Here is a 26,435-nt window from a genome sequence, read left to right as displayed (position 1 = left end):
CAGGATCTGACCCGTGGGCGCAAACCTATCCGCACCACTGGCGGTACTGGCCCTGGTGACCGCCCTGACCGCCGCGGTGTACGCGGTCGTCCGGCTCCGTGGCCGCCGTGGCATCGCCACCGCCACCCAACGGGCCACCTACGAGGTTCTGCACACCGCCGGCCTGGCCGCCGAGCCGCTGCGCAACGGTCTGGACGCCGCCGGTGCCGCCAAGGCCGTACGGCATCTGCGCGCCCTGGTCGGCGCCCCCGGTGCCGCGCTCACCGGCCGCGACGAAGTGCTCGCCTTCGACGGGCGCGGCGGCCACCACGGCGACCAGCTCGTCGCCGCTACCGGCCGGGCCCTGGACACCGGCCGGTCGGTCGTCCTGACCGCCCGGGACCTGCCCTGCGACCGCCCCGACTGCCTGATCCGCGGCGCGGTCGTCGCGCCGCTGACCGGGCCGGACCGGGCCGCCGCCGTGGCTCTGGTCGCCGTCGTCGACGACGATCCGGCGCCCGGCCTGGTCCAGGCCACCCTAGAGACCGCGCACTGGGCCGGCAGCCAGCTGGCCCTGGCCGAGCTGGACTCGTCGCGGGAACGGCTCGCCCGCGCCGAGGTACGCGCGTTACGGGCGCAGATCAGCCCGCACTTCATCTACAACGCGCTCACCGCGATCGCCTCGTTCGTACGGACCGACCCGGAGCGGGCCCGGGACCTGATCCTGGAGTTCGCCGAGTTCACCCGCTACTCGTTCCGGGCCCACGGCGAGTTCACCACGCTCGCCGAGGAGCTGCGGTCCATCGACCGCTATCTGACGATCGAGCGGGCCCGGTTCGGCGAACGGCTCCAGGTGCGGCTGCAGATCGCCCCCGAGGTGCTCCCCGTGCATCTGCCCTTCCTCTGTCTGCAGCCGCTGGTGGAGAATGCGGTCCGGCACGGCTTGTCCCGCAAACCGGGCCTCGGCACGGTCAGCATCGAGGCGCGCGACGCCGGCACCGAATGCCACATCACCGTGGAGGACGACGGCGTGGGGATGGACCCGGCGGTGTTCACCGGCGGCACCGGGGCGGATCAGGTCCGTCGAGGTGGCGACCCGGCCGACGACGCCGGCCAGCACGTCGGCCTGTCGAACGTCGACGAGCGGCTGCGGTCGGTCTTCGGCGACCAGTTCGGCCTGGTGGTGGAGACAGCCGTGGGAGCGGGTACGAAGGTGAGCATGCGGGTGCCGAAGTTCCACCCCGACGCCCGGCCGGGCGCGGCCGGGCGATGGGAGGTGGTGTCGTGACCCCGTTCCTGCGGGTGCTCGCCGTCGACGACGAGCCACCGGCCCTCGACGAGCTGGCGTACCTGCTACGGGCCGACCCCCGGGTGGCCCGGCTGCACACCGCGTCCGATGCCACCGAGGCGCTGCGGGTGCTGCGCGACACCGACGTCGACGCGGTCTTCCTCGACATCCGGATGCCTGGTCTGGACGGCATGGAGCTGGCCCGGGTACTGCGCCGGTTCGCCCGGCCGCCGGCGATCGTCTTCGTCACCGCCTACGACGACGCCGCGGTGGACGCGTTCGACCTGGGCGTCACCGACTACGTCCGTAAGCCGGTGCGGGCCGAACGGCTGGCGGAGTCGGTCCGACGGGTGCTGACCGCCCGGGTGGTGCCGTCGCATCCGGCGGCGATGGCCCGCAACGAGGAGGATCCGGCGATCCCGGTCGAGTTGGCCGGTACGACCCGGATGCTGCCCCGCTCGGCGGTCCGCTGGGTCGAGGCGCAGGGCGACTACGCCCGGTTGCACACCGCGGAAGGGTCGCATCTGGTCCGGGTCCCGTTGGCCACGCTCGGCGAGCGGTGGGCCGATGCCGGGTTCGTCCGGATCCACCGGTCGTTCCTGGTCCAGTTGCGGCTGATCACCGAGCTGCGGCTGGCGAACTCCGGCTACGTCGTGGTGATCGACGGCACCGAGCTGCCGGTCTCCCGCCGGCACACCAGAGAGCTCAAGGACAAACTGGTCCGCGCCGCCAAACACGACTGGAGCAAGTGACCGGCCCGACGGCGGTCGCAGCCCGGTGACCGGCCCGACGGCGGTGGCAGCCCGGTGACCGGCCGGTCAGGCGGCGCGGCGGCGGCGCAGTGTGGCGACCGCGGAGCCGGCCAGGGTGAGCAGGCACTCCGGTAGCTGCCCGTCGGCCAGGGCCGCGCCGAACAACGCCTCCCCGGTCGAGCTGTCCGAGTTCGCGTAGGCGCTGATGAACCGTGCCACCCAGCGGGCGTCGTAGCGTGCCTCGTCGATGCCGGGAAAGTCGAGGGTCCAGCCGCCGACCGGGACGTCGTCGCCGACCATCGTCGCGGCCAGGCACCACGCCACGTCGTAGGCGCCGGCCACGCCGCTGCGGTCCACCACGGCGTCGAAGGCCCCGGCCACGCCGTCGCTGTCGCCGGCCAGGGCGGAGCGCAGGATCTCGGTGGCGTCGGTGAACGCCTCGTCGGCCCCGTCGCGTCGGTCGGTCATGAGCGGAAGGGTATGTCGCGTGGTCAAGGCGTGACCACCGAACCGCCCACTCGGTCGCAATGCCGCCCAACTGGCCGCCCGGCGGCCCGCGTACCATGCCTGACATCGCGTTTGAGCCGGTAAGACGCTAAGGTGCCCTGCGGACCTTCGGCCGATGGAGGACGTCCCATGCCCGTGTCACGCGGCTCCCGCACCGCCGCCCTGGCCGTCTGCGCGACCCTGTTGGTCACCGCCACCGGTTGCGGCGACACGTCGACGACCGACGACGTCGCTGTCGAGCCCGTCCGGCTGTACGGCACCGACGGAAACATGATCAACTCCTTCGCGGCCGAGTTCGAGGATCAGGCCGGCCTGCTGTCCGGGATGAAGGGCACCAGCCCGCTGACGCCGCTGTCGGACGACTTCGTCGAGCGGTTGCGCACCGTCGACGGCCAGCTCAACGACTTCCTGTACGCCGGTGAGGCCTACGACGCGGTGGTGATCAGTGCCCTCGCCACGCAGTTGGCCGGCACCACCGACCCGGCGGCCATCGCCGCGCAGATCAACGGGGTGACCACCGGCGGCGAGCAGTGCGACACCGTGGCACTGTGCCTGGAGCTCGTCGAGGACGGCGTCGACATCGAGTACCGGGGCATCTCGCTGAAGCGGGGCGGCTTCACCGACGCCGGCGAGCCGTCGACGGCCAGCTACGCCACGTTGCACTTCGACGAGAACGGCCAGATCAACGACGGCAAGACCGAGTTCGTCGGCGCCGGGGACGAGTCGACCACCACCACCGTGGCACCGCCGGCTGTGCAGCCGTCGAGCAACGGCAGCCGCACCGGTGCTCCGCTCAAGCTGGGCGGACTGCTGCCGTTGACCGGCGACCTGGCCCTGGCGTTCCCGCCGATGGACGCCGGCACCCAGCTCGCCCTCCGGGAGATCAACGCCGCAGGTGGGGTGCTCGGCGAGCCGGTCGAGTGGTTCGAAGGCGACGACGGTACCAACCCCGACGTGGCGCGACAGACCGTGGCGCGGCACATCGAGGAAGGCGTACACGTGATCATCGGTGCCGGCGCCTCCGGCATCTCCCGGGAAGTACTGCCGGACGTCACCGGGGCCGGGATCATCCTCTTCTCGCCCTGCAACACCGACGCCGGGCTGAGCACGATCGACGACAGTGGACTGTACTTCCGTACCGCGCCGTCGGACCTGCTGCAGGGTCGGGCGCTGGCGGACGTCATCATGCGCGACGGCCCGCAGCGGGTCGCGGTGGTCGCCCGCAAGGACTCGTACGGCGAGGGCCTGCAGGAGAACGTCCGGGCCGAACTGGACCGGGCGGGCATCGGCGCGGACCGGATCAAGCTGCTCACCTACGAGCCGCCGGACGGGGCAGACGCGCCGCCGGTCGACTTCGCGGACGGGGCACAGGAGATCAAGGCGTTCGGTGCCGACGCGATCCTGATCATCGGGTTCAGCGAGTCCGCTGAAGTGATCAAGGCGCTGGCCGCGGCCGGACTGCCGGTCGCCGCCTGAGGTCCGTCGGTCCCGCCTGGGTGGCACTTTCTCGGGATCACACGAGCATCGCCGCTGCGTACGGTGAGTCCTGTCACCAGCCAGGATGATCTGCGAAAGAGGCGGCAGGATGAGCGAGTACGTCGACCCGGACCTCAGTGCGTCGGCCGAGGCCGAACAGGGACTGGGTAGCAGCGGCGATCCGGGGCACGACGAGGCCGGCTACGAGACGTACGGTGACGGCGCGTACACCATCGTCCAGCACCACATGGACGGCTCCACGGACGTGCTGATCGACCGCGACGGTGACGGCATGGCCGACGTCGTGATGCACGACGCCGACCGCGACGGCATCGCCGAGGTCACGATGCTGGACAACTCCGGCGACGGTCGACTGGACACGATGCTGCGGGACTTCGACGACGACGGCATCGCCGACGAGATCAGCATGGACACCAACGGCGACGGCCGGATCGACGTGGTCTCCACCGACAGCGACGGTGACGGGCTGATCGACCGGGTGGCCGCCGACACCGACCACGACGGTCGGGTCGACACCTGGAGCAGGGACACCGACTTCGACGGCCGGACCGACGAGGTGCAGGTCGACCTGACCGGCGACGGGGTGGCCGATCAGGTGCTGCGCGACACCGATCACGACGGGGTGCCGGACACCGTGAGTTACCTGAACCCGGCGGTCAACCCGTACGCGGCGAGATGAGCCCGGCCCGGGTCGCGGTCAGCCGGATGGCACCCTACTGTCACATCCGCCAGCACTTGTGACGCAGCGATGGAGGACCTGGGATGACCGAGGCACCGGAGACCGTGGAGACCCGCGGCGACGATCGGGTCGACCTGCTCAAGGCCGACACCAACAATGACGGGCAGACCGACGTGTGGGTGGTCGACACCGACGGCGACGGCAAGGCCGACATGTACCAGTTCGACACCGACGGCGACGGCAAGGTGGACATCACCATGGTCGACCTGGACGAGGACGGTACGCCGGACGATGTCGTCGACGGTGACGGCGGGCACCCGCCGACGAGCTGAGCTGTCCGGCACCGGACAACGACCACGGCCCGGCGGTCTGCTCCGCCGGGCCGTGGTCTGCTGCCGTGGTCTGCTCCGCCGGGCCGACCGGTGACCGGCCTGCGGAAACGACGAAGGGGCGGGCTCCCGAGGATCCGGGAAACACCGCCCCCGACTAGCCGATGTCAGCCAATCTGGAGAGAGGCCGGTCAGTCGCCCTGACGTTGCTGGGGAATCTGGCCCTGCAACAGGGCACGTACCTCCGACTCCCGGTAGCGGCGGTGGCCGCCCAGCGTCCGGATGGCGCTGAGCTTGCCGGCCTTCGCCCACCTGGTGACGGTTTTCGGGTCGACTCGGAACATCGACGCCACCTCGGCCGGCGTGAGCAGCGGCTCTGGTTCGTGCGTACGCGATGCCATCAGTCACTCCTCCACAGTGCTATAGACATCGGCCGGGGTCCCGCCGGCCGACGCGTCTCCCATGGTCCGGCTAGTCCCCGATGTCCGACATGGGCCGAACGGCCGAACGTCCTTGGATGGACGGATGAGCAATGACCGATTTTTATACATTTTTTACGCCAGAACATATCTTAATCGGACTCTTGATCACCGGTCGTGAAGGCCTGATTACGAATACCCCTCGGAAGCGGCCAGCGTTGGCCAGGGTGGTACGCGAAGGATGCCCACATTTGGCGCGGGATTAATCACTAATTGCACCGCTCCAGTAACTGAACGGCGCGCCACCTGGCGACGAGTTTCTCGTAGGCTTCGCCCGCCGATTCGGCGTCACCTCTTGACAACGCGGTCAGTCCCGCTGCGACCAGTCCCGGCGAATCGTCCGCCTCCAGCGTCTCGTCCGGCAGCAGCCGGACGAGACCGCCGTAGTCCAACTCGACCACCGACCGGGGATGAAACTCCTCCAACCACCGGGCGCTCTCCTCGACCGCCTCGGTAATCGGCGCGTCCCCGACCGACTTGCGCAACACCGACAGCCCGCGCGACGCGCGACGCCGGGCCTTGGAGATCTCCGTCCGGTACCGCAGTGCCCGCCGGGGTGGCGCGGCCACCAGATCGCGTTCGGCGAGATCCACGAAGACGAACCACCGCAGCGGCACCCCCCACGTCGCCACCTGCTCGTGAACCCGGGGCACCCCGTGCTCCAGCACCCGCGCCCCGCTGCGCCAGTCGTCGACCACCGCGCGCGCCTGCCCGGCCAGCACCGGCGGCACGAAGGCGTCGGCCAGCACCGACGGTACGCCGTCCCGGGCGCTGAGCGCCGCCTCCGCCACCCGTACCCGCAGATTCCACGGACAGACCAGCAGCGTCTCGTCCGACTCCAGGACGTACGCCTCGTCCGGCAGGTCCGGCAGCCGGGTCCAGCCCGCGCCGAGAGCCTCGATCACCGCCGTCCGTTGCCGGCCGGGGCCTTCGTGCGGGCCCACCGCCCGCCCGTCCCGGACGTACCGACGCCAGTAGGCCTGCCGGTCGCGGTCGAAGGCGGCCAGCGGCTCGTACACCCGGAGGTAGGAAGCGTAGGAAGCGAAGAGGGACGGCACGGCGCGATCCTCCCACGAAACCGCACGGCACCGCCCCTGCCGGGAGCAAACGCACTCGACACTCGGCTCGGGACCAGTAGCGGCGTGACCAGGATGCGCCGCGGTGCCGCCAATCGATACTAGTCTCGTTTCCAGCGGGTCCACCGGCCCGCCTCCCCGGACAGCACCCCACGACGGTGCTCCACCCGCCTCAGGAGTCACGATGGGCGTCTTCGCCACCACCGCCGAGCCCGGCACCGGGCACGAACAGGTCGTCTTCTGTCAGGACCAGCCGACCGGGCTGCGAGCCATCATCGCCATCTACTCGACCGCGCTCGGGCCGGCCCTCGGCGGCACCCGGTTCTACCCGTACGCCTCGGAAGCCGACGCCCTGCACGACGTGCTGGAGCTGTCCCGGGGGATGGCCTACAAGAACGCCATGGCCGGGCTCGACCTCGGCGGCGGCAAGGCGGTCATCTGGGGGGATCCGGACCAGCTCAAGACCGAGGCGTTGCTGCGGGCGTACGGCCGGTTCGTCGAGTCGCTCGGCGGCCGGTACTACACCGCCTGCGACGTCGGCACCTACGTACCGGACATGGACGTGGTGGCCAGGGAGACGCGGTTCGCCACCGGGCGCAGCCGGGAGTCCGGCGGGGCCGGCGACTCGTCGATCCTCACCGCCTGGGGGGTCTTCCAGGCCATGCGGGCCGCAGCCGAGCACCGTTGGGGTTCACCCAGCCTCGCCGGCCGCCGTATCGGCATCGCCGGCCTGGGCAAGGTCGGCCGGTACCTGACCGGCCACCTGATCGACGAGGGTGCCTCCGTGGTCGCCACCGACGTGGACGAACGGGCGACGGACTGGGCCCGCGCGACGTACCCGCAGGTGGACCTGGTCGCCGACACCGACACGCTGATCCGCGGCGACATCGACGTGTACGCACCCTGTGCGCTGGGTGGCGCACTCGACGACGACACCGTGGCCGCGCTGCGCGCGACGGTGGTGGTCGGCGCGGCCAACAACCAGCTGGCCCACCCCGGTGTCGAAAAGCAGCTCGCCGAGCGGGGCATTCTCTACGCGCCCGACTACGTGGTCAACGCCGGCGGCGTCATCCAGGTCGCCGACGAGGTCACCGGGGCGTCGGCGCTCTCCGCCAGCGGCCGGTACGGCTTCGACTTCGACCGGGCCAAGGCCCGGGCCACCCGGATCTACCAGACGACGCTGCGGATCCTGCGTACGGCGGACGCCGACGGCGTACCACCCGCGGTCGCGGCGGACCGGCTCGCCGAGCGGCGGATGGCGGAGGTCGGTCGGCTGCGCGGCATCCACCTCCGCTGACCTACCGCTGCCGGCCCACCGGCAGCGGACACGCACCGTGCCGGAGATCACCCGAACGGGTCACGGGCGACGGCCGATCGGGCTCCTTACCCCGCTGTCGCCCGTGCCTGACCCCGCCTTGATGACGCGCGGGGGCGACCCGATGCAACCCGAGGTGCCGAACCTGGGTCTGCCCATGTACCGTAAGAGCCACGAGAGATGCCTGACGTCATCGGGGCCCGCCTTCGGGCTGCCCCGAATTCTGTGCGAGGGGGTCGAGCCATGGGGCGCGGCCGTGCTAAGGCCAAGCAGACAAAGGTGGCCCGGGAGTTGAAATACCACTCCCCGAACACCGACCTCGCCGCCTTGCAGCGAGAGCTCGCCGGCAGCGGCAAGTCGGACCGTGAATTCGACGACGAGTACGACCCGTACCTCGACGACGATGACGAGGACGACTCAGCCGACGGCGGCCGGGGAAGCTGGACACCCTCCTCGTCCCGTTGAGGGTCCGGCTGGAGCAGAGCACGCGGTCAGCCCGCGTGCTGATTCATGTCGGCGACAGCTTCTGTCCGGCCGTCCGACGTGTCGGAACACCGCGACCCGGTGGTGCGTGATCCCCTACCAGGGGAGCCGCACCACCGGACGTCGTCACGGTCCTGTCCACCGGCGTGCTGGCGGTCGGACCCGGCTTCGGTTCAGCATGCCCCGGTCCGGCATGCAGTGGTCCGGGACGGCCTGGTGTGCCGGTCAGCGTGGGCGGTTGTTCCAGTTGTAGAAGGTCGGGATGTTCTCGAAGTGGTTCCAGGCGCAGACCGCGCCGTCGGCGCCGGCTGCCTCCGCCCGGCCGGCGCGGGCCCGACGGGCCTCCTCGAGCAGGACGGCCAGTCCGTCACGGACCGCGTGCACCCGGTCGGTCACCTGACCGGCCCCACCGGTCCGGCTCATCGTGCCGGCCGTCTCAGGACGTGGACGACTGCTGCTCTCGGGCATGGGCCAACACTCCCTCCAGTAGATGGATCTTGCTGTTACGGCAGTGGTTGGTCTCCGTACCATCAAAACGCCCGTGTTCGAAGTAACGGTTGGCAGCGTGCCCACCTCCGCAGAACCGGAAGTACGGGCACACCTGACGACATGCCTCGACACCGGCGACGAACTCGGTGATCCAGCCGGTCTGCTCCGCTGCGGCCAGAATCTCGGCCAACCCGGTGGTCAGCACGTTTCCGCTGGTGAAGTCGCCGTACCGGGAATCGGTGAAGCCGGCCAGCTCCGGTGAGAGCAGGACCACCGACCCGTCGTAGGCGATCGTCGGGATCGGGTCCAGCCGCCGGGGCAGGACCTCGTCGGCGGTGCCGTCGAGCTCGGCGGCGACGTAGCGCAGGGTCCATTCCACCTCCCGCAGGTGGATCCGGGGTGCCCGCCGCCAGGCACCGACCAGCTCCGCCCAGAAGCCGGCGACCGCGTCGGCGGACCACCCGTTGGGGCGCACGTTGACGCCCTCGGTCTCCTCGATGTTGATACCGAGCACGTCGCAGCCGAGCGTCAGGAAGAACTCGTACAGCTCGGTGGCCAGGCCCGGCTGCGGGTCGCTGACCACGCAGAGCGCCGAGAAGGCGATGCCGTGCCGGCGGAGGGCGTCGACACCCCGCACGATCTGGTCGTACGCCGGACGTCCGCCACGGGCACGCCGGTCGTCGTTACGCGCCCGAGGGCCGTCGACGCTGACGCTCACCCGTATCTGGTGGGCGGCGAAGAACTCGCACCAGGCGTCGTCGATCATCGTCGCGTTGGTCTGCACGTGCTGCTCCACCGCAGCGTCGAACGGGCCGAGCAGGGCCGCGAACCCGTCGCGGCCCAGCGCCAACGGCTCGCCGCCGTGCCAGACCACCGAGAACCGGCGCTGCGCCGCCCACCCGTTGACCGTCTCGGCGACGGCGGCGGCCACCGTACGGGGCATCTGCCGGTTGGCCGATCGCAGCGGCAGGTAGCAGTAGCTGCAGTCGAGGTTGCACAGCGTGGTGGGCTGCATGACGACGTAGTCGGGGACGGTGGCGACTCCGCGCATGCCGGCGGGAACCGACCGGCCTGGCCGGGCCCCGTCCTGTCCGTTCTGTTGCCGAGTCATCCCCCTCCTCCTGCCTGTCACGGATGTCGTTTCAGGCTAGGTGTCCGGAAGGAGCAGGTGAAGCCTCGGCGGGCACGGCGGCGTCGACCAGCGGCATCGACCAGCGGCATCGACGGCGGTCGACTGGTTCCGGTCGACCGCCGTGGCGCGCAGCACGTGTCCGGGTCAGCCCCGGGTGTGATGGCCGAGCATCTGGACCTCGCCGGTGCCTTCGATGATGTCGCCGACCTGCCACGCCTCGATACCGCGACCGGTCAGGCAGGCCAGGGCCCGGTCGGCGTCCTGCGCCGACACGATCGCGAACATGCCGACACCCATGTTGAAGGTCGACTCCATCTCGCCGTCCTCGATCCGCCCCTTGGCCTGCACCAGGTCGAAGATCGGCTGCGGCTTCCAGGTCGCCCGGTTGACCAGGGCATCGACGTTGTCGGGCAGGATCCGCACCAGGTTGCCGGGGATACCGCCGCCGGTGACGTGGGCCAGGGCCCGAACCTCGCACTCCTCGATGAGCTTGAGGCAGTCCTGGGCGTAGATCTTGGTCGGGGTCAGCAGCTCCTCGCCGAGGGTGCGCTGCCCGCCGAAGTCGTCCACGACGGTGTCCAGCCGCATCCGACCGGCGCCGAGCAGCACGTGCCGGACCAGCGAGTAGCCGTTGGAGTGCAGACCCGAGGAACGCATCGCGATCACCACGTCGCCCACCTCGACCCGGTCCCGGCCGAGAATCTCGCTCTCCTCGACCACGCCGACGCCGGTCGCCGAGACGTCGTACTCGTCCGGGCGCAGCACCCCGGGGTGCTCGGCGGTCTCGCCACCGAGCAGCGCGCAGCCGGCGTAGCGGCAGCCGTCGGAAATGCCGGCACCGATCTCGGCGACCTTGTCCGGCACCACCTCGCCGCAGGCGATGTAGTCGAGCAGGAACAGCGGCTCCGCCCCACAGGCGACCAGGTCGTCGACGACCATCGCCACCAGGTCGATCCCGACGGTGTCGTGGATGTCCATCTGCTGGGCGATGACGAGTTTGGTGCCCACCCCGTCGGTCGACGAGGCCAGGATCGGGTTGCGGTACTTCTGGACGTCGAGCCGGAACAACCCGGCGAAGCCACCGATGTCACCCATGACCTCGGGACGGGTGGTCTTGCGCACCTTCGACTTGAGCAGCTCGACCGCACGCTCACCGGCGTGGATCGACACACCGGCGTCGGCGTACGTCACGGTGCGTTTGCGGCTGCCCCGGCCGGAGCTGGCCGACCACGGCTGCCGGTTGGCCGTCCGGGCGCCGGAGTCGTCAGCCGTCGGGCCGGCATCCGCGCTGCCGCGCTCAGTCACGTGCGTCACGGTTCTCCCCTTTGGGCTTTTCGCGGCGAAAGCCGCGTCGGGTAGCGGTCGAGGATCGCTCGACTCGGGCTGCCGGGCGGAACGACCTGGTCGCTCCACCCGGTGCTACGGGCGGTGCAGGGCGTCAACGCCGCCGGGGCTTACAGCGAACTGTTGAACACCCGGGCCGGTCCGGTCGCCGCCGGCCTGAAAGTCCTGCTCGGTGGTGTCCCCCAGCTGGCCGACCCCGCCAGCAACCCGGCGGTCCACACCTTCGAGCACGTGCTTGCCGATCAGGTTGCCGGCCGGCAACTCGATCGGATACTCCCCATCGAAACACGCCCGACACAATCGTGTCTTCGGCTGCTCGGTTGCCGCTATCAGACCGGCCAGCGAGACGTAACCCAGGGTATCCGCACCGATGGACCGCCGGATACCCTCCGTATCCAGTCCGTTCGCCAGCAGTTCGGCCCGGGTGGCGAAGTCGATGCCGTAGAAGCACGGCCAGCTCACCGGCGGTGACGAGATGCGTACGTGCACCTCCAGCGCCCCGGCCTCGCGCAGCATCCGGACGATCGCCCGCTGGGTGTTGCCCCGCACGATCGAGTCGTCGACCACTACCAGCCGCTTGCCGCGCACGTTCTCACGCAGCGGGTTCAGCTTGAGTCGGATACCGAGCTGGCGCAGGGTCTGCGACGGCTGGATGAAGGTCCGACCCACGTACGAGTTCTTCATCAGGCCGGCGCCGTAGGTGATCCCGGACTCCTCGGCGTACCCGATGGCGGCCGGCGTACCCGACTCCGGTACCGGGATGACCAGGTCGGCCTCGACCGGGTGTTCGCGGGCCAGCCGACGGCCGATCTGCACCCGGGCCGCGTGCACGTTGCGGCCGGCGATCGTGGTGTCCGGGCGGGCGATGTAGACGTACTCGAACAGGCAGCCCTTCGGCTCCGGCGGAGCGAACCGGGCCGACCGCAGCCCGTGCTCGTCGATGGCGATCAGCTCGCCCGGCTCGACCTCACGCACCACGGTCGCGCCCACGATGTCCAGGGCGGCCGTCTCGCTGGCCACCACCCAGCCCCGCTCCAGCCGGCCCAGCACCAGAGGCCGTACGCCGTGCGGGTCGCGGGCCGCGTACAGGGTGGTCTCGTCCATGAAGACGAAGCTGAACGCGCCCCGCAGAGTCGGCAGCACCTCGAGCGCCGCGGCCTCGACCGACAGGTCCGGTCGGCTGGCCAGCAGGGTCGTCACCAGCGCGGTGTCGGAGGTCGCGCCGTCGGTCGGCATCCCCCGCTCGACCACCTCGCGGGCCAACTCGGCGGTGTTGACCAGGTTGCCGTTGTGGGCCAGTGCGATGGTCGTGCCGGCGCTGGTCGCCTTGATCGTCGGCTGGGCGTTCTCCCAGGTGGAGCCACCGGTGGTGGAGTAGCGCGCGTGCCCGATCGCCAGGTGCCCGCGCAGACTGGCCAGGGTCGGCTCGTCGAAGACCTGCGCCACCAGGCCCAGGTCCTTGTAGACCACCACTCCCGAGCCGTCGCTGACCGCGATCCCGGCGGCCTCCTGGCCACGGTGCTGCAGTGCGTAAAGTCCGAAGTAGCTGAGTTTGGCGACCTCCTCGCCCGGGGCCCAGACACCGAACACACCGCAGGCGTCCTGTGGACCGGGTCGTTGGGGATCAAGATCGTGACTCAACCGGCCGTCGCCTCGAGGCACCTGCCGCTCCCTCGTCCTGGTGTAGCACTGAACGCCTGATCTGCACGTTCGCGCGCGGGTGTCACCGACTCCGTCGCGGATCAGTGTACGCGAGGTTCCAGTTGACCCAGAGTGCTCCGATTGGCCCGACCCGGCGGCTCGTCGCTCATCGCGAAGTCGGACTTCTGGCACGGACCGCTTCACAGGGGAAGGTAGGCCGAAATATCGGATCTGGGGCCGCTTGCGCTTACTCGCCCGTTTGTCACTGCCGCTTCCCAGTCGAGATCGCCCGTCGCCAGCAGGATCCAGGTCACCGGATCGATCTCCACGACGTTCGCCGGCGTGCCACGGGTGTGTCGCGGACCGGCTACACACTGAATTGCACCGTAAGGTGGGACACGCACCTCCACCGATCGGCCCGGTGCCCGCTCGGCCAGACCCCCGAGCAGCAGGCGGACCGCGTCGCGCAACAGGGTTCGCGCAGGCGTGGCACCGGCCGCCAGCGCCTCACGCACGGTGACCACTGCCTCGGACTTACTGTACGGAGAGGACACATCGGGACGATACGACTAGGTCCGGTTCTACTTCTCCCCGCCCCTGGGTCGCGCCGATCCGTCCCGGCAAGGCATAGTTGCCGACGGTGTACTCGTCACGGGGTGACCCCTGCCCGAAGCCCGGCGCGGGGGATGGATCGAACCGGAAGGCGGTGGACGTGACAACACACCGACGAGCCTGGCTATCGCGGGCCGGTGTTGTCGCAGCGCTGGCTGCCGTCACACTATTCGGCCTCCCCGTCCCGGCCGCCCTCGCGGCGGCCCCACAGGTGACCATCACCAGCCTGTCCAGCGGCACCCTCAACTCCGGCGACCAGGCAACCCTCGAGTTCAGGGTGAACAACGCCAACTCCGGTGACGACGCCCAGACATCCTTCAACATCCGGGTCACCACCAACATCGGTGAACTGCGGTGCGAAGGCTCGTGCGACTTCACCGACACCATCGAGGCGGGCAGTTCCAAGAGCTACAGCGTCCGGTTGATCGCCGGCACTCTGGGCACCAACCAGAACCGCAACGGTCGGGTGGAGATCCGCGCCGAGGTGGGTGGCGAGAACGGCACCGCCCAGCGGGACGTCTCCGTGCGTGGGCCGCAGGAGGCGCCAAGGGTCAAGGAGGTGGCCGGCAAGGTCACCGACGTCTCCACCGGTGACCCCATCGAGGGTGCCGTGGTCGCGATGAGCGACTCACAGGGCAACAACTTCGAAACGACCACCAACTCCAGCGGCAACTACCGGTTCACGTCGACCAACGACCGGCCGATCGCCCCCGGCGACCTTCGGATCGGCGCCGTCGCCGACGGCTACGACATCAGCGACGCCAAGCGCGTCTCGGCCGCCGCAGGTCAGTCGATCACCGTCGACCGGATCACGTTGAAGTCCAACGTCGAGCCCACCCCGTCGGAGTCACCGACACCCACCCCCGAGGCCACGACCGAGCCGACAGCGAGCGCGACCCCCGGCGACGCGGCGAGTGCGCCCCCTGTCGACACGCAGAACCTGGCCAACGAGAGCTCCGGCGGCGGAATGGGCTCCTGGCTGCTCATCCTCATGGGTGGCCTGCTGGTGGCCCTCGGCGTCGGCGCGATCGTGCTGCTGCTGGTCCGCCGCAAGGACAACGACGCCGACGACCCCGACCCGGCCGACGACGGCCCGGCCAGCGGCGGTGCCTCGGTGCCCGGCAGCAGGGGTGTCTACCACGACTCCGACGACGCCACCCGGGTGGCCATGCCGCCCATGCCGGACGGGCCGCTCACCGACGCCACCATGGTGACCCGCCCGCCGTCGCTGTCGGACGCGCCGACGATGCTGCACAACATGGCTCCGATCAAGGACGAGTTCCCCGACCCGTACGGCGCACCGCCGCCCCCGGGGCCGAACGCGCCCGTTGGGCCGGATCCGCGCTACGGCGGCGATCAGCGGCCGGGCTGGGGCGGACCACCGACCCAACCCACGTACGGGGCGGCCGGTGCCGCTGGTGCCACCAGCGTGTACGGGGCGGTTCCCGGGTCGGACGGACCAGGTGCCGGCGGTTACGGCGGCAGCGCCGCCGGATCGGCGCGCCCGGGTGCCTACGGCGGCAGCGCCGCACCCGGCAGCTACGGCACCGCACCCTCGTCCGGGCCACCCGGCAGCTACGGCACCGCACCCTCGTCCGGGCCACCCGGCAGCTACGGCGCAGCACCCTCGTCCGGGCCACCCAGCAGCTACAGCTACGGCAATACCACGGTGCCCGGCCAGTACGGTGCTCCGAGCGGTCGGCCGCCGGCCGACGACCCGGGCAGCTACCGCGGTGGCCACGGCTACGGGCCCGACGCCGGCACGTCCGGCTACCCGGCCGGCGGGTACGGATCGGCCGAACCGGCGGGCAGCGGGTACGGCAGTGACCGCTACGACGAACCGACCGGGCGGTACGAGCCTGACAACTACGGTCGGTCCGGTTCGCCGTACGACTCGGCTGGCTACGGCAGCCCGGAATCGACCCGCAGCGACGCCCCGCCGCCGCGTGGCCCGCAACCGCCGCAGCCCGGCTACCGGGATGCCGATCCGCCGTACGGCACGACACCCGGCGGTTACGGCGGCAGTGCCGGCTACGGCGGCGGATATCCGGACAGCGGTCAGCAGCCCAGCGGTGGTTACCCCGGTAGCGGATACGGCAGCGACCGGGGCGGAGAGTACGGTTCCGCCGCTGATCAGGGCTACGGCGCGGCTTATGGCGGCGCGGGTGGCTACAGTCCGCCGGCCGGCACTGGTTACGACCAGGGCGGTTACGACCAGGGCGCCGGCTACCGGTCACCAGGCGGTGCCGGCCATGACGAGCAGCGACTTCCGGAGCAGCGCGGCGGCTACGACCAGCAGTACGGGCAGCAGCCGTTCGACCAGCAGCCGTACGGTGGTCAACCGCCGGTCGACCCGGCTGCCCGGCGCGACTCGCCTCCTGGGCGGGGCGGGGAGCGACGCTCGTTGGACTGGTTGGACGACTGAACCTGTGCCTGCCCGGTCGGCCGGGCAGGCACAGATCGCGCTACGCGAGTGCCGACATGCGAGCGGGCCGGGACCTGATGGTCCCGGCCCGCTCGCATGTCGGCCGCAGAACTGCGGCCGCACCCAGCCAGGGGGCAGGGCGGCCGCAGCGGGCTAGCGGATGAGGAGTTTGACCGCTCAGCTCTTGTCAGTCGACTTGCCGTCGGCCGGCCCGGCCACCGGCTCGTCGCCAGCGGGCTCGTCTGCGGCCGGCTCGTCTGCGGCCGGCTCCGCCGGCTCGTCCACGGCGACGCTGGTCGGCTCAGGATCGGCCGACTCCGCAACAGGCTCGCTGACGGCGTCAGCGGCGGAATCCGTCGTCGCCGCCGGTTCGGTGACCGCGTCGTCCGCCGGCACCGTAGCGTCCGCCGGAACCGGATCGTCCGCCACTGCCGCGTCGACCGGTGCGACCTCGGCCGGCTCGGGGTCGACCTCGGTGGTCGCCGCAGCGGCACCAGTCGTGTCGACCGGGCTGTCCACCGCGACCGCCGTACCGTCCAGCGGGTTCGACGCGTCCGGATCCTGCGGGTCGGCGGGCACGTTGTTGCCGGGACCGACCCCGCTGAACAGGGCCGGCAGCGTGCCGGTGTAGGCGGCACGCAGCTCGTCCAGGCCGACGGTGAACTGGTCGCGTACCTCCAACAGCCGGGCACCCGGATCGGTGACCCCGATCATCGTCCACGGCAGGCCGTGCTCGACGCAGAGTGCGGCGAAGGCCTTTTCGTGGCCGCGCGGCACCGCCACCATGGCCCGCCCCGCCGATTCGCTGAACAGGAAGACGAACGGCATCGACCCGTCGGCGAACTCGGGCGGCAACGCGATCCGGGCACCGATGCCCCGGCGCAGGCAGGCCTCGACCAGCGACTGGGCCAGCCCACCGTCGGAGAGGTCGTGCGCCGAGGTGATGTGGCCGACCCGGGCGGCCTCGGCGAGCACCGTGGCGAGCGCCTGCTCACGGGCCAGGTCGACCTTCGGCGGCGTACCGCCGAGGTGCTGGTGGGTCACCCAGGCCCATTCCGAGCCGGACAGTTCCAGGTTGGTCTCACCGAGCAGCATGATCAGGTCGCCGTCGGCGTGCGACGGCGGCACGAAGCCCATCGGCACCCGCTGTGCCACGTCGTCGAGCACACCGAGCACACCGACCACCGGGGTCGGGTGGATCGCGGCCGCACCGGTCTGGTTGTAGAAGCTGACGTTGCCGCCGGTGACCGGGATGCCCAGCTCGGCGCAGCCGTCGGCGAGCCCGCGCACCGCCTCGGCGAACTGCCACATGACGGTCGGGTCCTCCGGCGAACCGAAGTTGAGGCAGTTGGTGACCGCCACCGGCCGGGCACCGGTCACGGCCACGTTGCGGTACGACTCGGCCAGCGCCAGTTTGGCCCCGTGGTACGGGTCGAGCCGGGCGTACCGGCCGTTGCCGTCGACCGACAGGGCCACGCCGAGGCCGGTGGCGTCGTCGATCCGGATGACCCCGGCGTCCTCGGGCTGGGCGAGCACGGTGTTGCCCAGGACGTACCGGTCGTACTGCTCGGTCACCCAGGTGCGGTCGCACAGGTTCGGCGACGAGATCATCCGCAGCAGGGTCTCCCGCAGCTCGTCCGGCGTACCGGGGCGGGGCAGGGTCTCCGCCCGGTCGGCCTGCAGCAGGATCAGATCCGCCGGCTCGCGCATCGGCCGGGCGTAGACCGGCCCGTCGTCGGCGAGCGAGCCCGGCGGTACGTCGACCACGACGTGGTCGCGCCAGGTGATCGTCAGCCGGCCCGGACCGCCATCCGGCTCGGGTGGGGTGACCTCGCCGATCGCGGTGGCGATGACGCCCCACTTGTCGGCGATGGCGAGGACCTCGTCGAGCTTGGTCGGCTCGACGATCAGCAGCATCCGCTCCTGCGACTCGCTGGCCAGGATCTCGTGCGGCTCCATCGACGGCTCGCGCAGCGGCACCCGCTCCAGCCAGACCCGCATGCCGGTGCCGGCGGCCGCCGCGGTCTCGGTGAGCGCGCAGGTCAGGCCGGCACCGCCGAGGTCCTGGATGCCGACGACCAGACCGGCGTCGTAGAGCTCCAGACACGACTCGATCAGCAGCTTCTCCATGAACGGGTCGCCGACCTGCACCGACGGGCGACGCTGCTGGCTGGCGTCGTCGAAGGTGGCGCTGGCCAGCACCGACACGCCGCCGATGCCGTCCCGGCCGGTCTTGGCGCCCATCAGCACCACGACGTTGCCCGCGCCGGCGGCGGCCTTGTTCTGCAGCCGGTCCACCGGCAGTACGCCGAGGCAGAGCGCGTTGACCAGCGGGTTGCCCTGGTAGCAGGGGTCGAAGACGACCTCGCCGCCGATGTTGGGCAGGCCGAGGCAGTTGCCGTAGCCACCGACCCCGGCGACGACGCCGGGCAGCACCCGGGCGGTGTCGGGGTGGTCGGCGGCGCCGAACCGCAGCGGGTCCATCACCGCGACGGGTCGGGCACCCATGGCCAGGATGTCCCGGACGATGCCGCCGACGCCGGTGGCCGCGCCCTGGTACGGCTCGACGAAGCTGGGGTGGTTGTGCGACTCGACCTTGAAGGTGACCGCGAGGCTGTCGGAGACCCGGATCACGCCAGCGTTCTCACCGATACCGGCGAGCATCAGCTCGCTGGGCGGCGCCTTCTCGCTGAACTGCCGCAGGTGCACCTTGCTCGACTTGTAGGAGCAGTGCTCGCTCCACATGATCGAGTACATGGCGAGCTCGGACTGGGTGGGCCGGCGGCCGAGGATCTGGCGGATCCGCTCGTACTCGTCGTCGCGGAGCCCGAGCTCGGTGTACGGCTGCAGCTCACCGGGGGTGTCGGTGGCGCGGGCCACGGTGTCCGGCCCACCCGCGTACGGGTCCACCGCGACGGCGACGTCGGACTGCGCCGGCCCGGCGGCGGCCGCCGCCTCCGACTGCGTGGTCATGCCGGCACTCCCACGAGGTGCTTGAGGATGGAGGTGAAGAAGCCGAGTCCGTCCCGGGACGGGCCGGTCAGGTCCTCGACGGCGTGTTCGGGGTGCGGCATCAGGCCGACGACGTTACCTGCGGCGTTGGTGACGCCGGCGATGTCGCGCAGCGAGCCGTTGGGGTTCCCACCGACGTAGCGGGCCACGATCCGGCCACTGCTCTCCAGCTCGTCCAGGGTCCGCTCGTCGGCGACGTAGCAGCCTTCCCCGCTCTTGAGCGGGATCAGCACCTCCTGCTTGGGCGAGAAGGCGTTGGTGAATGCGGTGCCGGCGGTTTCGATCCGCAGCAACTGGTCCCGGTTGCGGAAATGCAGGTGCTGGTTGCGGGTGAGCGCTCCGGGCAGCAGGTGCGCCTCACACAGGATCTGGAAGCCGTTGCAGATGCCGAGCACCGGCAGCCCGTCGGCGGCGGCCGCGACGATGGATTCCATCACCGGTGCAAACCGGGCGATGGCACCGCAGCGCAGGTAGTCGCCGTACGAGAAGCCACCGGGCAGCACGACCGCCGAGACACCATGCAGGTCTGCGTCGCCGTGCCAGAGCCGGACCGGTTCGCCACCGGCGATACGCACCGCGCGGGCGGCGTCACCGTCGTCGAGCGAGCCGGGAAAGGTGACCACCCCGATGCGGGCAGTCATGACTGCTCACCCGGGTTGTCGGCCGGCTCGGCCAAGCGGACCACATAGTCCTCGATGACCGGATTGGCGAGCAGCTTGTCCGCGATCTCGCGAGCCCGATCCACGTCGGGTTCGCCCGCGAACTCGATCTCGATCCGCCGGCCGATCCGCACCGACGAGACGTCGCTGACACCGAGCCTCGGCAGCGCGTTGGCGACCGCCTGGCCCTGGGGATCGAGAATTTCCGGCTTGAGCATGACGTCGACGACGACGCGAGCCACGTGGCACTCCTGACCGTGTACGCGTTGGGGTGCCGGCCACGAACGGGCCGCGCACCGGTCAGCCTACCTGGTGATGCCAGGTGCGACGCACCGGCGGTCGGCACGCCGAATCGGTGATCGGGCCACAAATCAGCCACGAACCGATAACGAGGACAGTTTTCGCCGGGCCGGTCCCGAGCTGATCCGGGGCGACGCCAGGGGCGGGCCGTCGACGCGGGCGGGCGGCGGGCCGCGTACCGCTGATCCGCGCCGGACCGGCGCGGACATCACGGCATCGTATGACCTCGATTTGATTCTTGTAGATGACCTCGGCAGGACCTACCGTCAATCGTCAAACGCCCGACGACCCCCATCGGACGTTCGCTGTAACACTCCGCCGACCGGATACCCCGTCCGGCGGCGGCGGCTCACCCGGCCCGCAACCCCCGCGGCCGGTCGCCCCTGGGAAGGAGCTCACCCCATGCGTATCCGCCTGGCCGTGGCAGCAGTCGCCACCACCCTGATCAGTCTGGTCGCCGCACCCACCGCCGCCTCCGCCGCACCGGAAGAGATCATCGGCGGCAGCACCGTGTCGTCGGCCCCCTGGGCCGCAGCGGTGTTCAGCAACGGCTCGTTCACCTGTTCCGGCACGATCATCGCGCCCGACTGGGTGCTCACCGCCGAGCACTGCGTCGGCGGGTCGATGTCGGTGCGGGTCGGCAGCGTCTACCGCTCCTCCGGCGGAGTGACCCGTACGGTCAGCGCCACCTACGGCCGCTACGACCTGGCCCTGCTCCGCCTCTCCAGCTCGGTCAGCACCACCTACGTGACGTTGTCCAGCAGCTACCCGCCGGTCGGCTCGACGAACACCATCTACGGCTGGGGCATGACCTGCTACAGCGGCTGCTCCGCCTCGACCCAGCTCAAGATGGCCTCGGTCCAGGTGACCAGCACCAACGTCACCGACGCGTACGGCGGTCGGGCGATCCGCAGCACGCGGATCAACGGCAACGCGTGGCGGGGTGACTCGGGCGGCCCGCAGTTCTACAACGGCCAGCAGGTCGGCGTCGCCTCCACCGCCAACGGCGTCAACATCCAGAACTACGGCAGCGTGGCGTACAACCGGGCCTGGATCCAGTCGGTGGCAGGCGTCTGACGCGTACTTTCCCGCAGTCCGGGCAGCAATCGGCGCGGACTCCGTGTTTGGCCACGGAGTCCGCGCCGCGCCGTTTCGCGTCATCCGCAAGCCGGAGCAAAGCCCAGGTGAGGCCGACACGGAGGCTCATAGCATCGTCGTCGTGCTGGTCGTGACGACGAATGACCTTCCCGGCTACGAGATCAGATGCGTCCTGGGCGAGGTGGTCACCTCGGTGGTCCGCTCCATCAACCCGTTCAAGGAAGGCGTCAAGGCGCTGCGCGGCGGCAAATCCGACCCTGAGGGCCCGGCGAACCTCACCAAGTGGCGTACCGAGATCATCGGCAAACTGGGTGAGGCGGCCAAGAAGAAGGGCGCCAACGCGGTCATCGGGATGCGATTCGACACCCGACAGATCGGCAGCACCCATATGGAACTGTGCGCCTACGGTACCGCGGCGGTGGTGCTGCAGATCCGGCCCGACGCCGGCGACGACTCGAGCCAGTCCAAGATCGTCGCCAGCCATGCCGACAGCAGCGCCGGCAACGAGACCGGCGGCTCAGCCGGCAACAAGTAGCGGCCCCCGCCCCCGCCTCCCCCACCCGGGCCTCAAGATCCCGACGATCTTGCAGTTATCGAGGCACATAACGGACAAATCTTCGCGATAACCGCAAGATCGTCGGGGAAATGGGCGGTCAGAGGATCGGCGCGGGCTGGTAGTCGGCGGCGTGCGGATGCGCGGCGACCACCTCGGCCACCCGGTCGGCCACCGCCTGCACCTGTGCCCCCGCCGCGCCGACGAAGCCGGCCCGGTCGGCGACCACGGCGGCGATCTCGTCCCGGCTCAGGCCGAGTCGTTCGTCGGCGGCCAGCCGGTCGAACAGGTCGTTGTCGGCCACGCCCTTCTCCCGCATGGCCAACGCCACCCCGACCGCGTGCTCCTTGATCACCTCATGGGCGACCTCCCGGCCGACCCCGGACCGTACCGCCGCGACCAGGATCCGGGTGGTCGCCAGAAACGGCAGGTAGCGGTCGAGTTCGCGGGAAACGACCGCCGGGTAGGCGCCGAACTCGTCGAGGACGGTGAGGAACGTCTGGAACAGCCCGTCGGCGGCGAAGAAGGCGTCCGGCAGGGCCACCCGGCGCACCACCGAACAGGAGACGTCACCCTCGTTCCACTGGTCACCAGCCAGCTCACCGACCATGGACAGATAGCCCCGGATGACGACGGCGAGCCCGTTGACCCGTTCACTGGACCGGGTGTTCATCTTGTGCGGCATGGCGCTGGAACCGACCTGACCGGGCCGGAAGCCCTCGGTGACCAGCTCCTGGCCGACCATCAGCCGGATCGTGGTGGCCAGCGACGACGGCGCGGCGGCGACCTGGGCCAGCGAAGAGAGCACGTCCAGGTCCAGGGAGCGCGGGTAGACCTGCCCGACGCTGGTCAGCACCCGCCGGAAACCGAGATGCGCGGCGACCCGGCGCTCCAACTCGGCCACCTTGGCGGCGTCGCCGTCGAACAGGTCGAGCTGGTCGGCGGCGGTGCCGACCGGGCCCTTGATGCCGCGCAGCGGGTAACGGTCGATCAGGTCGGTCAACCGTTCGTACGCGATCAGCAGCTCCTCGGCCGCCGACGCGAACCGCTTGCCCAGCGTGGTGGCCTGGGCGGCGACGTTGTGCGAGCGCCCGGCGACGACCAGGTCGGTGTGCTCGACGGCGAGTCGGGCCAGCCGGGCCAGGGTGGCGACCACCCGGTCGCGGATCAGTTCCAGCGAGGCCCGGATCTGCAGCTGTTCGACGTTCTCGGTGAGGTCCCGGGAGGTCATCCCCTTGTGGATGTGCTCGTGGCCGGCGAGCGCGCTGAACTCCTCGATCCGGGCCTTCACGTCGTGGCGGGTGACCCGCTCGCGGGCGGCGATGGCGGCCAGGTCGACCCGGTCGAGGACCCGCTCGTACGCCTCGACGACGCCGTCCGGCACGGCGATGCCGAGATCACGCTGAGCCCGCAGGACGGCGAGCCAGAGTCGCCGCTCCAGCCGGATCTTCTCCTCCGGCGACCAGAGGGCGGCCAGGTCCGCGGAGGCGTACCGGGTGGCGAGCACGTTGGGGATCTGCGGGCGCGAGGTCACGTACCGCAGTCTGTCACGGCCGCCGGGCCGGGCCGGACGGGTGGGTGGGCCACGGTCGGCGGGTCCGTGCCGATCACGGCCAGGTCCGCTACCTTGACTTTCATGATCCAGATGGGGGCTGGGGTCTATGTGGTCGCGGTCGTGCCGGCGCTGGTGGGAGTGACCGCAGTGGGGTACGGGCTGCTGCGCTGGCGACGGGAACGGGCGGTGGCCGCGCTCGGTCTGCGGGTGACCGGCCGGGTGACACAGAGCCGGGTGGAGCGGCGGGCAACCGGGCGGACGGTGTTCCGACCGGTGGTGCGGTTCCGGACGTTGACCGGCGAGGACGCCGTGACGACCGGCAGTCGGCCGAGCCGACGGTCGTTCGTTGCCGGGGCCGAGCTGGACGTGGTCTACGACCCGGCGGATCCGGACCGTGCCGACGTCGCCGGGGTCCGGCTCGGTCCGTGGTACGCGGTCCTCGGCGGGGCGTTCATCGGTTTTGCGGCGGCGGTGTTCTTCCTGTTCCACAGTGTCGCGGGGCAGCACCTTGCCGGCACTTTGAGTTATTCGCCACCAATTCCGTAACTGTCCGTATTTATCCTCGTTCAGCTTGTCGGGTCGGACCCTTCCGCCCCGCTTCGAGACGAGGAACCGTGGGTACCCCGAGATATCGCAAGAAATCCCTGCTGACCATGGCCGCTGTGGGCGGCCTGCTATCCACTGTGGTGATTGCCGGGCCGGTCGACGCCGCGCCCGGCGACGGACACGCCGTCGGCCTCGCGGTCGACCTCGCCGCCGACGTACTCGGCACCACCGTCCTCGCGGCGGATGCGGTCGTCGGCAGCACCACCGCCCCGCCGACCCTCGGGACCGACAGCGAGACCGCCGTCGACATCGCCCTGCCCGGCGCCGTCGGCGTCATCGCCGCCGGCACCGTCGACGAGGTCACGGTCGCCCGACGGCCCTACTACGTGACCGCGTCCAGCGCCGTCGACGACGTCGCCGTCAGGATTCTCGGCGTACCGGCGCTGGCGGCGGCCGCCGTCGAGGCATCGGTGATCTGCGGACCCGGCGCCCGGTACGCCGACACGACGCTCGACGGGTTGACCCTGTTCAGCACGCCGGCCACCCTGCCCCGCGACGGAACACCGGTGGTGGCGGGCCGACCGGTCCCGGTGACCGGGCTGACCGGGGCACGGCTGACCGCCACCGTCACCCGGACCGAGCGCCTCGGGCGGTTCGACGATCCGTACGCGGCGGCGACCGCGGTCACCGCCGCCTTCGAGATCACCGGCGACGCGGCCGGCGGCCCGGTCACCGTCGCGGCCGGTACGGTGACCCTCGCCACGGCGACCTGCGAGCGTCCTCCCATGCCGACCACCCCCGTCCCGCCGGAGATCACCACCGTCGAGCCGGCCGCGGGGCCGCAGTCGGGCGGCCACCGGTTCACGGTGACCGGCGACAACTTCACCTTCGGCTACACCTGGGTCCGGTTCAACGGGCAACTGGTCACCGACCTGACCGTCAGCCGGGACGGCACCACCCTGCAGGGCACCGTACCGGAAGGCCGGCCAGGTCCGGCGGTGCTCGGGATCTACTCGCTCGGCGGCTCGTCCCAGGCTGCCTACACGTACCTGGTCGACGGCAGTGACTCGTACTTCTCCCCGGTCTCTCCGCCCGACGGGCCGCCGACCGGCGGTGCCAGCGTCCGCATCACCGGGGTCGGGCTGGAGGCGGTACGGCGCGTCACGTTCGACGGCGTGGCCGGGACGGACCTCGTCGTCGGACCTGACGTCGTCGAGGTACGGACGCCACCGCACGCGCCGGGCCCGGCCGCCGTGGTGCTCGAGTTTCCGGCCGGCACCCGGTACGTCAGCGACTACGAGTACGCCGTCGCGCAGGTGACCAGCGTCGAACCGGCGGTGGCACCGCCCGGCGGTGGCACCCGAATCCTGATCGACGGGGAGGGCCTGTCCGCCACCACGGAGATCCGCTTCGGCGACGTGCCGGGCACCAGGTTGGCGCTGCGCTGGCAGGCCAGCGGGATCCACGTCACCGTGCCACCTGGGGCACCCGGAGTGGTCGACCTGACCCTGGTCATGCCCGGACCGGACCTGGTCGTCCCCGACGGGTTCCGGTACGCGGCACCGGAGCCGACCGGTACGCCCCGGATCGACTCGGTGAACCCGGGCGAGGGCTCTGCCGTCGGCGGTACGACGGCGACGGTCAGCGGCGCGAACTTCGTCCCCGGTCAGACCCGGGTGACGATCTGTGGGCGGTCGATCGGTCCGGATTCGGTGACGGTCGGCGGTGCGTCCAACGTGCTGACGTTCCCGACCCCGGCCTGCGACGCCGGAACGACGACGATCACCGTCAGCACTCCGGCGGGCAGCTCCAACGCGATGGAGTTCCGGTACGTCGGCGAAGGTCCGCCGGTGACTGAACCACCGGGCGCGGACACCCCGCCGCCGGGTGCTGATTCGCCGCCGGGCGACGGTGCCGGCAACGGGCTGCCGGTGACCGGTCGGCCGCTCGGCCCGGTGGTCGCCGCCGGGCTGCTGGCCGTCCTGGTCGGTGCCGCGCTGCGGCTGGCAGCGGGGTGGCGCGGCCAGCGCCAATGAAGCTACTGGCGCGTAACCCTAGACTAGGCTAGGTCCGACGTCCCGTACTGGAGGGCACACGATGTCTGATTTCGACCCGGCCACCTTCGCATCCATCGACGCCAAGGAGTTCGCCAAACTGGTGAAGTCCACCCCGGACTCCAAGATCGCCGAGGTGATGCAGAGCGACCTGCGCGGCAAGGTCCTCGACGAGGTGTTCAACCGGATGCCCACGCTGTTCCGCCCGGAGAAGGCCGGCTCCACCAACGCCGTCATCCACTGGAACATCACCGGCCGGCCGGACGGTGGCACCGACACGTACGAGATCGTCGTCGCCGACGGCACCTGTGTGCTGTCGCCGAGCCCGGCGCACGAGCCCCGGCTGAGCCTGACCCTCGGCGCGGTCGACCTTCTGAAAATCGTCTCCGGCAGCGCCAACCCGATGATGATGTTCATGACGGGCAAGTTGAAGGCAAAGGGTGACCTCGGGCTGGCCGCCCAGATACCCAACCTCTTCGACATCCCCAAGGGCTGACCAGGCCGGATCCCTCGCTGCTGCGGCACCCAGCTCACCGGCGGACCGATCCGCAACCGGCTCCGGTACGTGTTCCCTGTCAGGCGGGGCTTCGCCCACCGGCGCGGCCGCCCACCCGCCGGACCGGTCTCGCCG

25 protein-coding genes are annotated in these 26,435 nt (G+C 70.8%); 13 read left to right on the top strand and 12 right to left on the bottom strand.

The window, feature by feature from the left end; all coding sequences use genetic code 11:
- Positions 1-13 precede the first annotated feature (13 nt).
- Positions 14-1,267, top strand: coding sequence for a histidine kinase (locus tag O7623_RS21280; RefSeq protein WP_282224775.1), 1,254 nt, complete (start codon positions 14-16; stop codon positions 1,265-1,267).
- A complete protein-coding gene (locus tag O7623_RS21275; protein WP_282224774.1) occupies positions 1,264-2,019 on the top strand; it encodes a LytTR family DNA-binding domain-containing protein in 756 nt (251 codons plus the stop codon). The genes O7623_RS21280 and O7623_RS21275 overlap by 4 nt, the downstream gene beginning before the upstream one ends.
- A 66-nt stretch (positions 2,020-2,085) precedes the next feature.
- Here O7623_RS21275 and O7623_RS21270 read toward each other — a convergent pair whose 3' ends face one another.
- A complete protein-coding gene (locus O7623_RS21270) occupies positions 2,086-2,487 on the bottom strand; it encodes a hypothetical protein (protein ID WP_282224773.1) in 402 nt (133 codons plus the stop codon).
- 168 nt (positions 2,488-2,655) lie between these two features.
- Between O7623_RS21270 and O7623_RS21265 the strand changes: the two genes are divergently transcribed.
- The 3 genes from O7623_RS21265 (at position 2,656) to O7623_RS21255 (ending at position 5,034) form a co-directional block, all read left to right on the top strand.
- Complete coding sequence (locus O7623_RS21265; RefSeq protein WP_282224772.1) at positions 2,656-4,002, top strand: ABC transporter substrate-binding protein; 1,347 nt, start codon at positions 2,656-2,658, stop codon at positions 4,000-4,002.
- A gap of 109 nt (positions 4,003-4,111) precedes the next feature.
- The gene (locus O7623_RS21260; RefSeq protein ID WP_282224771.1) at positions 4,112-4,702 is read left to right on the top strand and encodes a hypothetical protein; all 591 of its coding nucleotides are present in this window, start codon (positions 4,112-4,114) and stop codon (positions 4,700-4,702) included.
- A gap of 83 nt (positions 4,703-4,785) precedes the next feature.
- A complete protein-coding gene (locus O7623_RS21255; protein WP_282224770.1) occupies positions 4,786-5,034 on the top strand; it encodes a hypothetical protein in 249 nt (82 codons plus the stop codon).
- 188 nt (positions 5,035-5,222) lie between these two features.
- Here O7623_RS21255 and O7623_RS21250 read toward each other — a convergent pair whose 3' ends face one another.
- Together O7623_RS21250 and O7623_RS21245 are read right to left on the bottom strand one after the other, a co-directional pair.
- Positions 5,223-5,432: a BldC family transcriptional regulator gene (locus O7623_RS21250; protein WP_007073996.1), complete on the bottom strand. Its 210-nt coding sequence runs from the start codon at positions 5,430-5,432 to the stop codon at positions 5,223-5,225.
- A 287-nt stretch (positions 5,433-5,719) separates the two neighbouring features.
- Positions 5,720-6,568, bottom strand: a complete 849-nt coding sequence (locus O7623_RS21245; RefSeq protein ID WP_282224769.1) for a hypothetical protein — start codon at positions 6,566-6,568, stop codon at positions 5,720-5,722.
- Between the two features lie 202 nt (positions 6,569-6,770).
- Between O7623_RS21245 and O7623_RS21240 the strand changes: the two genes are divergently transcribed.
- Entirely contained in the window at positions 6,771-7,883 is a 1,113-nt protein-coding gene (locus O7623_RS21240; RefSeq protein WP_282224768.1) for a Glu/Leu/Phe/Val dehydrogenase dimerization domain-containing protein, read from the top strand.
- Between the two features lie 261 nt (positions 7,884-8,144).
- The gene (locus tag O7623_RS21235; protein ID WP_282224767.1) at positions 8,145-8,366 is read left to right on the top strand and encodes a DUF3073 domain-containing protein; all 222 of its coding nucleotides are present in this window, start codon (positions 8,145-8,147) and stop codon (positions 8,364-8,366) included.
- Between the two features lie 243 nt (positions 8,367-8,609).
- On the opposite strand, the gene amcA is transcribed toward O7623_RS21235, so the two are convergent.
- The 5 genes from amcA to O7623_RS21210 all read right to left on the bottom strand — a co-directional run bounded on the left by amcA (position 8,610) and on the right by O7623_RS21210 (position 13,514).
- Positions 8,610-8,807 carry a multiple cyclophane-containing RiPP AmcA gene (gene amcA / locus O7623_RS21230; RefSeq protein WP_282224766.1) on the bottom strand — a complete coding sequence of 66 codons (198 nt, stop codon included), beginning with the start codon at positions 8,805-8,807 and terminating at the stop codon, positions 8,610-8,612.
- 13 nt (positions 8,808-8,820) lie between these two features.
- Positions 8,821-9,924, bottom strand: a complete 1,104-nt coding sequence (gene amcB, locus O7623_RS21225; RefSeq protein WP_282229500.1) for a cyclophane-forming radical SAM peptide maturase AmcB — start codon at positions 9,922-9,924, stop codon at positions 8,821-8,823.
- Between the two features lie 225 nt (positions 9,925-10,149).
- On the bottom strand, positions 10,150-11,319 hold the full coding sequence (purM, locus tag O7623_RS21220; RefSeq protein WP_282224765.1) for a phosphoribosylformylglycinamidine cyclo-ligase: 1,170 nt from the start codon (positions 11,317-11,319) through the stop codon (positions 10,150-10,152).
- Between the two features lie 105 nt (positions 11,320-11,424).
- Positions 11,425-13,011: an amidophosphoribosyltransferase gene (purF, locus tag O7623_RS21215; protein WP_282224764.1), complete on the bottom strand. Its 1,587-nt coding sequence runs from the start codon at positions 13,009-13,011 to the stop codon at positions 11,425-11,427.
- Positions 13,012-13,190: 179 nt separating this feature from the next.
- Positions 13,191-13,514: a sterol carrier family protein gene (locus O7623_RS21210; RefSeq protein ID WP_282229499.1), complete on the bottom strand. Its 324-nt coding sequence runs from the start codon at positions 13,512-13,514 to the stop codon at positions 13,191-13,193.
- 299 nt (positions 13,515-13,813) lie between these two features.
- On the opposite strand from O7623_RS21210, the gene O7623_RS21205 reads away from it, so the two are divergent.
- Positions 13,814-16,027: a carboxypeptidase regulatory-like domain-containing protein gene (locus O7623_RS21205; protein WP_282224763.1), complete on the top strand. Its 2,214-nt coding sequence runs from the start codon at positions 13,814-13,816 to the stop codon at positions 16,025-16,027.
- 177 nt (positions 16,028-16,204) lie between these two features.
- Here the strand turns inward: O7623_RS21205 and purL are convergent, their stop codons facing one another.
- The 3 genes from purL to purS are packed head-to-tail and all read right to left on the bottom strand — an operon-like array spanning position 16,205 to position 19,940.
- Positions 16,205-19,000, bottom strand: coding sequence for a phosphoribosylformylglycinamidine synthase subunit PurL (purL, locus tag O7623_RS21200; protein ID WP_282224762.1), 2,796 nt, complete (start codon positions 18,998-19,000; stop codon positions 16,205-16,207).
- Complete coding sequence (gene purQ / locus O7623_RS21195; RefSeq protein ID WP_282224761.1) at positions 18,997-19,680, bottom strand: phosphoribosylformylglycinamidine synthase subunit PurQ; 684 nt, start codon at positions 19,678-19,680, stop codon at positions 18,997-18,999. The genes purL and purQ overlap by 4 nt, the downstream gene beginning before the upstream one ends.
- Positions 19,677-19,940 (bottom strand): phosphoribosylformylglycinamidine synthase subunit PurS, encoded by a 264-nt coding sequence (gene purS, locus O7623_RS21190; RefSeq protein ID WP_282224760.1) that lies wholly within the window; start codon positions 19,938-19,940, stop codon positions 19,677-19,679. The genes purQ and purS overlap by 4 nt, the downstream gene beginning before the upstream one ends.
- Before the next feature lie 460 nt (positions 19,941-20,400).
- Here purS and O7623_RS21185 point away from each other — a divergent pair, with 460 nt between their 5' ends.
- Complete coding sequence (locus O7623_RS21185) at positions 20,401-21,075, top strand: trypsin-like serine protease (protein WP_282224759.1); 675 nt, start codon at positions 20,401-20,403, stop codon at positions 21,073-21,075.
- Positions 21,076-21,217: 142 nt separating this feature from the next.
- On the top strand, positions 21,218-21,631 hold the full coding sequence (locus O7623_RS21180; RefSeq protein ID WP_282224758.1) for a YbjQ family protein: 414 nt from the start codon (positions 21,218-21,220) through the stop codon (positions 21,629-21,631).
- Between the two features lie 118 nt (positions 21,632-21,749).
- Here O7623_RS21180 and purB read toward each other — a convergent pair whose 3' ends face one another.
- Positions 21,750-23,183, bottom strand: coding sequence for an adenylosuccinate lyase (gene purB / locus O7623_RS21175; protein ID WP_282224757.1), 1,434 nt, complete (start codon positions 23,181-23,183; stop codon positions 21,750-21,752).
- 102 nt (positions 23,184-23,285) lie between these two features.
- Between purB and O7623_RS21170 the strand changes: the two genes are divergently transcribed.
- From O7623_RS21170 to O7623_RS21160, 3 genes are all read left to right on the top strand, one after another.
- Positions 23,286-23,750, top strand: a complete 465-nt coding sequence (locus O7623_RS21170) for a DUF3592 domain-containing protein (RefSeq protein WP_282224756.1) — start codon at positions 23,286-23,288, stop codon at positions 23,748-23,750.
- A gap of 116 nt (positions 23,751-23,866) precedes the next feature.
- Positions 23,867-25,786 (top strand): IPT/TIG domain-containing protein, encoded by a 1,920-nt coding sequence (locus O7623_RS21165; protein ID WP_282224755.1) that lies wholly within the window; start codon positions 23,867-23,869, stop codon positions 25,784-25,786.
- Between the two features lie 61 nt (positions 25,787-25,847).
- Complete coding sequence (locus O7623_RS21160; protein WP_282224754.1) at positions 25,848-26,300, top strand: SCP2 sterol-binding domain-containing protein; 453 nt, start codon at positions 25,848-25,850, stop codon at positions 26,298-26,300.
- Positions 26,301-26,435 lie beyond the last annotated feature (135 nt).

This window comes from Solwaraspora sp. WMMD791 (assembly GCF_029581195.1).
GTDB lineage: Bacteria > Actinomycetota > Actinomycetes > Mycobacteriales > Micromonosporaceae > Micromonospora_E.
Note: the sequence above shows the minus strand (reverse complement) of the source record. Positions and strands in the feature narration are given on the sequence as shown.